Raw genomic sequence first — 6265 nt, 5'->3', positions numbered from 1 at the left:
TGCCTGGAGCAGACCCAGCAACGCTACGGAAGTCGAATTAGCATTTTGGGTCTTTGGCAACCGGATGAACGCTTCGAGTATGCGCTAGTGCAAGGAGGATTTAAGAGTGCAAGTTACATCAGTGTGATGGATGGGATTGCAGCCAGAGCGGCCCAAACACTCGAACAAACGGGACGGCTTACCGTTATCGTTCAAGACAATGGACCGATTCACACCAGTAAAGTGGTTCGTCAGCAGTGGGCACGCTGGCAAGCGCAAGGATTATTCATTTTCTTTTTGCCTGCTTATTGCTCCCAGATGAACCCCATCGAAGGACAGTGGCATCAACTCAAAACCCATGAAATTTCAGGACGAATGTTCGACAATGAATATGATTTAGCCCTGGCTGTAATGGACGGCATGGAATCACGGAGTGAACAAGGGGGATATACGTTAGAGCGTTTTAGGTTTAAATCATCCTAGCTACTTAAGCCAGGAATTACATCCTGAAAGCCGTCTATAAACGTGTCTCTTCAACCTAGTTTAGAGTGCTGGATTTAGCATTAATTTCATGCTAAGAGGAACTTTTTCTACTTTCTAGTCCCTAATAACTTCTAGTAAAGTAGAAGAATTCTCCTACTTGAGATTGGCTGAGTAGTAGGCTAATTGCGTAATCAAGAAGCTGAGAACCTTGCAAAACTGAGTGCAAACTGAGCGATGAGTTGAGACTGTAGCATTCTGTACTGGCTTTTTAATGAATGAATAAACTCACCCAGCCTATTCGGGGCAAATTTCCGACAAATAGGCTCGGTAGCATCATGCTCAAAGAGTGCGAACAGCAGACCGAAGTTTATCAAGTTTTGATAGAGTAATAAAAATTACAACAAATACCCGGATTGCAGTACGGGATCTGGAAACTGCGATCGCCAAATGGTCGTCTAAAAATTTATTGGCATTACATCATTTGTAGATTTATGGTGATTTCCCGTAAATTAGGGACGAAGGTAGCAGGAAGTGCATCACTGATTTTGATACAGTTTCTCGGTTTGATAGAATTTCCCCTCAATTCTCTATTGAGCCGCCTATCAATTGATTTAGGGTTTAGCTCAACCGCTTATGCAGATGTTGTGCCGAAAACGCCAACAGGTTCTGGTTACGAGCCGGGTGATGTGGGTGCTCCCGGAGGCACCATTGGAACGGGAACGCGAGTTCGTTATCAGCCACCCGATGATGGAATGATTCCCAGAGGCGGTACCAGAGGCGTTGACGAATCGCCAATAGAATGCTCTGAGTCTCAGCCTACATCTGTGACTTTGTTGGCTCCTACGACTCATACCGGATTGACTGCATCAGGTCATCCCATCTTTTACTGGTACTTGTCGGGCACCCAATCGGTACCGCTTGCTTTTACACTGGTTGATCCAGGAGTATCTAAGCCAATTATTGAGCAAACAATTCAAACACCCAAGGCGGGGATTAATCAACTCCAGATGTCCAAAGAGTTGCCAGAACTGGTTCCAGGACGGGAATATCTATGGACAGTCACTCTGAAGTGCAATCCGAAACGACGTTCTGAAGATCAGATTGCTCAAGGCTGGATTAAGCACGTACCCGCAACACCTGCTCTAGAGAAACAACTGGCAGCTGCGCGATCGCAGATTGGCAAGGCAGCAATCTATGCTCGATCAGCATACTGGTATGACACTCTAGGCGTAATTTTAGCCGCCCATGCTACTTCCCCCAAGGATCGGTTAATCCGCCAGGAGTTTCTATCGCTCTTAGAGCAAATTGGACTGACAGAGGTGAAAGAGCAAGAACAACAACGGTTGGTAAGGCAGTAGCTAGGTCATCCAACATAAATTTAAAATTGTCTTTGCCTGAATAAAAACCCGTTTTCTGGTAGAAGACGGGTTTCTTTTATTCCACAGAGTGAAGGCAAAAGTGTTTGCAAATAAGCCACTGAAGAATCTACCTTCTCTGTCTCTCTTACTCAGTTTGTGTTCGTGTTAGTCTTTAATAGCGATCGCGCGATTCCCAAACATGAAAATCGTTCTTCTAGCCACCCTTCAGCCCTCAGTCCTCAGTCCTCATCCCTCAGCCCTCAGTTCTAAGATCGGGATGCTAGAAATTCTCGCAAGCGCAGCAAACTGAGTGTTTGCCCCAAACTCAGCGACAGTAGAGATACTCCTTCTAGACGTGACTGTACCCAATGTTCTCCCCAGTACCACTCGTGATAACCGTCAATTCCTTGACTCAAGAGCAGGCGCAGACAGTTGGGTTGAGCCACTTCCACTTGGTGTTGTATCGCCACTGGCCCCACCCAACTGGTGTAAATTAACCCCTCAGACAGTTGTTCCGGTAGCCCTGCGGAAAGGCGCAGGGGCCACAACCACTGGCTTTGCTGGCTGGGGCGAAGCAGACTGTCGCCGATGGCTGCTGCGGGGGAATTTACTTCTATTCTAAGATGGCTTTGTTGAAAGTTTCCTAGCATAAACAGTTGCGGTTTCTTTGTTATTAGTTGTTACTGGTACAGAAGTTTCTATTTACTGTTCCTAATCTTAATGTAATCGTTTTTCTTGAGAGTAGCGGCTAAATAGTCCTGGCAGCTAAGAATTATCATGCATACTCTAAATTTAGATTTGCATCAACAACAAAAGAATAATTTTAATATAATATCTGTTTTTAAATTAGCTAAAACAACATAAAAAATGATTTTTAAAAATGTTAATTATATTTCAATCCTTATTTTTAGCCTGTTTATCCATCTGTGCCTGATAGAAGATTCAGGTTCTTATCTCTTATTTGAAAAACTAGCTGTTTTTGGCGGTGTCTGATAATTAGCACCGCAAATACCACCTCACTATTAACTGCCATGCCTACAATAAAAGTATAGTGTGTTAAGAAATGTAAGGTCTTTTCATGGCTGATCAGTTAATCCGTGCCACGGCGGCAGAGGGTGGAATTCGCGCCGTTGGGGTCATTACCACACGCCTCACACAAGAAGCCAGACAGCGTCATAATCTTTCATACGTGGCAACCGCTGCACTGGGACGCACCCTGTCATCTGGGCTATTACTTGCCTCTAGCATGAAGCGAGAGGGGTCAAGGGTCAACATTCGCATAAAAGGAAATGGGCCACTCGGCGGGCTTCTCGTTGACGCCGGATTGGACGGAACCGCACGAGGGTATGTAGATAACCCAAGCGTGGAACTGCCCCCAAATGCCAAAGGAAAACTAGATGTCGGGGGAGCAATCGGTCGGGAGGGATACCTCTATGTCGTGCGCGATGTGGGATACGGCTACCCGTATTCGAGTACCGTTGAGCTGGTGTCGGGTGAAATTGGGGATGACGTTGCCCACTATCTGGTGACTTCCGAACAAACGCCCTCAGCGCTAGCGGTGGGTGTATTTATAGAAGCGGGTACAGTCCGGGCTTCTGGTGGGTTGCTGGTGCAAGTCCTGCCCAAGGCGGCGAGCGACGAGAGCCTAGTGCAACTTTTGGAATCTCGAATGGAAGCACTGGCGGGATTTACACCCTTGTTACAGGCAGGCAAGACGTTGCCAGAAATTTTGGAGCAACTACTAGGAGATCTGGGTCTGGTCATCCTACCAGAAGTCCAGATGCTGCAATTTCACTGTGGTTGCTCGATGAGCCGTGTCTTGGGTGCTTTGAAGATGCTAGGCGAAGCCGAACTGCAAGACATGATTGAAAAAGATGATGGAGCCGAAGCGACTTGCCATTTTTGTGGAGAGGTTTACAACGCCAGCAGTGACGAATTGGCGGCGCTAATTGAGGATTTACGTGCCGAGTCTGTTTAGGAATCAGAAGTTAGAAGTCACAAGGTAAGAAAAAATTCTAGATTCTGTAGCTGAATTGAAAATTTCCTTGTGAATGATGAATTATAGATTTTGACTTCTGGATGAGAATATAGCTTTTTGCGGCTGAGGGGAGTAGGATTGCAACTACTGCCTGTGCTAAAAAGCATTCGTCCCAGGCGAAGCGCGTTGTGGTGTGAATAAGCTATGACTAGAAATCCCGAAATTCCAGATGGCGGGCGGAGCGGCAAGTCTTCAAATTCGGCTGGGTGGACATCCCAAAAACGAGTGCCTGCGTCTGGGCGTCCGAGCGATCGCAAACCACACACGAGCGAGAACTCCTCTCAGCCCGTCCCCAGAAAAGCACCGCGTCCGGGGAAACAGCCACTTCCTCCACCAACGGATCGTCCTCAGCGTCCGGCGGGTAGTACTGCACCAGCAGAGGGGGGTCAGCAAATTCCGGCTACACTGCCGAACTCTCCGTCAGAAGCACCCAAGCCACCTCGACCTAAACGTTTTTTACGCTTGCCGACTAGCTGGGCATTCTGGGGCATCTTGGTGGTGCTGCTCTCTGGGGGGCTGGGTTTTACAGCGGTAGCGCTGTTGTTTAACCTGCCAGCGCTTCCCAACTGCCCAGCCATTTTTTGGCCTACGGCTTCGGCATCGCTGCGCCTCAGCTGCGCTCAGATAGCGGCTTCTAAGCAGACGGCAAAAGATTTGCTAGAAGCGATCGCGCTGGTGAATGGTTTGCCAGAAGATCACCCGCTACGCCCAGAAATTGACAAGCATCTGGAAGAGTGGTCGCGGGAGATTTTGAAATTGGGAGAGGAATCCTTCCAAGCGGGTCAATTGGCGGAAGCGATCGCAATGGCTCGCAAAATCCCCACGGGCGTACCAGCGTACAAGTTGGTGGATGAGCGCGTAAATCGCTGGCAATCCATCTGGTCGAAGGCAGAAGGCCTTTACAAAAAAGCCGAGGACGAGGTGCGCGAGTCTAACTGGACTCAGGCTTTTCGCGATGCGGTGCAACTGGTCTATATCGGCAATAACTACTGGGCAACAACCAAGTACGATCAACTGGTGAATCTAATTCAGTCGGCGCGGGAAGAAAGCGCCAAGTTGGATAAAGCGTTCCAACTTTCTAAGAGCGGAGGATTAGATAATCTGTTGGAGGCGATCAAACTGGCACAAGCAATTCCGCCCAGCAGTTTGGCATACAAGGAAGCTCAAGGCGCGGTGACAGAATTTGGGCGCAAATTAATCGATATGGCTCAAGAGGCGCTCGATCGAAAAGACTGGCAAACGGTCATCCTCATTACGAGTAAAATTCCCGAAAGCCTGAATTTACAAAGCGAAGCGCAAGATTTGAACGACCTGGCAAGTGCCCAGTCTCGCGCTCAGAAGGGAACGGTTTCAGATTTGGAAGATGCGATCGCCCTTGCCCAAAAACTAAATCCCGGACGCCCTCTATACGATAAAGCCCAGGATTTAATTGTTCGCTGGCAGCGAGAAATTGAAGATGTCGCCCATTTAGATCGGGCGCGGGAACTGGCAAAAGGCGGAACGGTCGGTGACTTAAGTGCAGCGATCGCGGAAGCACAACTGGTTCCCAGCACGAATCCCCGCTCCGCAGAAGCAAAATCTCTCGTCAATAACTGGACGAGTCAAATAGAGACGGTAGAAGATCGTCCCTATCTCGCTCGCGCCGATCAACTGGCAAGTTTGGGGGATATGAGTTCCCTGCAAGAAGCCATTAACGAAGCGAGTCAAGTGGGTCAAGGACGCGCTCTTTATACAGAAGCGAGGCGCAAAATCCGACAGTGGACTGACAAAATCGAGCGAATGCAAGACCAGCCTTATTTGGATCAAGCGACTGGTTTAGCGAATGCAGGGGATCTTTCCGGCGCGATCGCGGCAGCGGGACAGATTCAAGCGGGACGAGCGCTCTATCAAGAAGCTCAAGGCAAGATCCGACGGTGGCAAGACAGAGTTGAGCGGGTACAAGACCAGCCTTATTTGGATCAAGCGCAAGCTTTGGCGAGTTCGGGTAATCTTCCGGGGGCAATTACCGCAGCGGGACAAATTCGATCGGGACGAGCGCTCTACGGTGAAGCTCAGGAAAAAATTAAAAGTTGGCGGACAGAACTGCGATCGCAAGAGATTTTGCAGTCCGCTTATCAGTTAGCGAATCCAGGAACACCGGAAGCGATCGCGCAAGCAGTTCAAACGGCTCGTCAGGTGCGTAACTCGACGCGAGTCGGTGCTGAAGCCAGAGAGGTGATTAATCGCTGGAGCTATCAACTGTTGGCGATGGCACAGGATCAGGCTCGGAATGATGTACAAAGAGCGATCGCGATCGCCCAAAACATCCCCGATGGTTCATCTGCCTACACCGACGCTCAACGGGCAATCCAAGGTTGGAAACAAAGTCTAGAACCTCAGTCCCTGGAGAACTCACCTTCTTTTTAGT

At 48.8% G+C, this 6265-nt stretch carries 5 protein-coding genes; 4 read left to right on the top strand and 1 reads right to left on the bottom strand.

The genetic code is table 11. The annotated features are described in order from the left end of the window. On the top strand, positions 1-462 hold a 462-nt coding region (locus NC994_RS13750; protein WP_190434056.1), incomplete at its 5' end, for a transposase. Positions 463-875: 413 nt separating this feature from the next. Then, the gene (locus NC994_RS13745; protein WP_190414612.1) at positions 876-1820 is read left to right on the top strand and encodes a DUF928 domain-containing protein; all 945 of its coding nucleotides are present in this window, start codon (positions 876-878) and stop codon (positions 1818-1820) included. Positions 1821-2086: 266 nt separating this feature from the next. Here the strand turns inward: NC994_RS13745 and NC994_RS13740 are convergent, their stop codons facing one another. Further along, complete coding sequence (locus tag NC994_RS13740) at positions 2087-2470, bottom strand: hypothetical protein (protein WP_190414613.1); 384 nt, start codon at positions 2468-2470, stop codon at positions 2087-2089. A 428-nt stretch (positions 2471-2898) separates the two neighbouring features. On the opposite strand from NC994_RS13740, the gene hslO reads away from it, so the two are divergent. Both hslO and NC994_RS13730 read left to right on the top strand, forming a co-directional pair. Beyond that, positions 2899-3798: an Hsp33 family molecular chaperone HslO gene (gene hslO, locus NC994_RS13735; RefSeq protein ID WP_190434191.1), complete on the top strand. Its 900-nt coding sequence runs from the start codon at positions 2899-2901 to the stop codon at positions 3796-3798. A 204-nt stretch (positions 3799-4002) separates the two neighbouring features. Continuing rightward, a complete protein-coding gene (locus NC994_RS13730) occupies positions 4003-6264 on the top strand; it encodes a chromosome segregation ATPase (RefSeq protein WP_190434190.1) in 2262 nt (753 codons plus the stop codon). Position 6265 lies beyond the last annotated feature (1 nt).

This window comes from Trichocoleus sp. AS-A1 (genome assembly GCF_039962015.1).
Lineage (GTDB): Bacteria > Cyanobacteriota > Cyanobacteriia > Cyanobacteriales > FACHB-T130 > FACHB-T130.
Note: the sequence above shows the minus strand (reverse complement) of the source record. Positions and strands in the feature narration are given on the sequence as shown.

Coding starts and splice junctions, on each gene's coding strand:
- NC994_RS13740 (WP_190414613.1), bottom strand. CDS start 2,470: ATGCTAGGAAACTTTCAACAAAGCCATCTTAGAATAGAAGTAAATTCC.
- hslO (WP_190434191.1), top strand. CDS start 2,899: ATGGCTGATCAGTTAATCCGTGCCACGGCGGCAGAGGGTGGAATTCGC.
- NC994_RS13730 (WP_190434190.1), top strand. CDS start 4,003: ATGACTAGAAATCCCGAAATTCCAGATGGCGGGCGGAGCGGCAAGTCT.